Raw genomic sequence first — 1,327 nt, 5'->3', positions numbered from 1 at the left:
TGAGGTTCCCCCGAGATGCGGGGAAAGGTGACAGCAGTTCAGATGGGTTTCATGAGAGGAGCCCTGACGATGCCTGCCCCGAGGAAATACCCGCTGGAGTTGCGCGAGCGTGCGGTGCGGATGTACCAGTCCGCCGAGCCGAAGCCCGTGATCCGTCGCATGGCCGAGGAACTCGGCGTGCATCACGAGGCCCTGCGAGGCTGGATCCGGCAGGCCGAGGCCGACGCCGGTGAGCGGGACGGCCTGCTCACCACCGAGGAGAAGGAAGAGCTCGCCCAGCTGCGGCGCGAGGTGCGGGAACTGCGCCGTGCCAATGAGGTCCTGCGGACGGCCTCGGCTTTTTTCGCCGCGCAGCTCGACCCGACCCGGCCCAGGTGAGCGCGTTCGTCCACGAGCACCCGCACCTGGGGGTCGAGCCCGTACTCCGGGAACTGCACATCCCCTCCTCCACCTACTACCGCTGGCGGCGGTCCGAGGAGGAACCCTGTGAACGGCGCCGCCAGGACACCGAACTGACTGGGCAGATCCGGCAGATCCACCAGGACTCCGGCGGGATCTACGGATCGCCCAGGGTCCATGCCGTCCTGAAGCGTGAGGGTGTCCACGTCGGCCGCAAGCGGGTCGAGCGGCTCATGCGGGAGGCCGGCCTTGCCGGGATCAGCCCCCGCAGGAACAAGGGTTTCACCCGCCGCGACCCAGACGCCGATCTCGCCCCTGACCTGGTGCAACGTGACTTCACGGCGCCCGCACCGAACCGGCTGTGGGTGACCGACCTGACCATGATCCCCACCCTGGAGGGGCCACTCTGGCTGTCTGCGATCCGGGATGCCTTCTCCCGCAGAGTCGTGGCCTGGGAGACGTCCGCCCACGCGGACGCCGACCTGGTCCTCACTTCGCTCGCGTACGCGCTGGCCAGCCGCGAGGTCGCCCCCGGCGAACTCGTCCACCATGCCGACCACGGCACGCAATACACGTCCATCAAGCTCACGACACGCCTGGTCAGAGCAGGGGTCCAGGCGTCCATGGGCTCGGTCGGAGACTCCTTCGACAATGCCCTGGCGGAGAACCTGTGGATGCTGATCAAGACCGAGTGCATCCGCGGCCGCGTCTTCGCGACCAGGGCCGAGGCGAATCTCGCGCTCTTCGAGTACATCGACGGCTTCTATAACCCCCGCCGCATCCAAAAGCGGCTCGGCTATCTCAGCCCCATCGAGTTCGAGGAGAAGCACTACGCCAACCAGGAAGCGACCGAACAAGTGAACCTGAAACCACGTCAACCCGCCCTGACCAGCTAGTCAGCCCCTCCCTCACAGCGGGGGAACCTCAG

General features: G+C 67.1%; 2 protein-coding genes. Both read left to right on the top strand.

Annotated elements, in window-relative coordinates:
* The first annotated feature begins 69 nt into the window (after positions 1-69).
* Positions 70-378, top strand: a complete 309-nt coding sequence (locus tag ACWD35_RS45515) for a transposase (protein ID WP_451357183.1) — start codon at positions 70-72, stop codon at positions 376-378.
* Entirely contained in the window at positions 375-1,295 is a 921-nt protein-coding gene (locus tag ACWD35_RS45510; protein ID WP_451357182.1) for an IS3 family transposase, read from the top strand. Before ACWD35_RS45515 ends, ACWD35_RS45510 begins: the two co-directional genes overlap by 4 nt.
* Positions 1,296-1,327: the final 32 nt, after the last annotated feature.

Source organism: Streptomyces sp. NPDC002671, assembly GCF_053592475.1.
This window is presented reverse-complemented; position numbering and strand designations above follow the sequence as displayed.

Bases quoted from the DNA above. Each gene is read 5' to 3' on its own strand.
- ACWD35_RS45515 (WP_451357183.1), top strand. From the start codon at position 70: ATGCCTGCCCCGAGGAAATACCCGCTGGAGTTGCGCGAGCGTGCGGTG.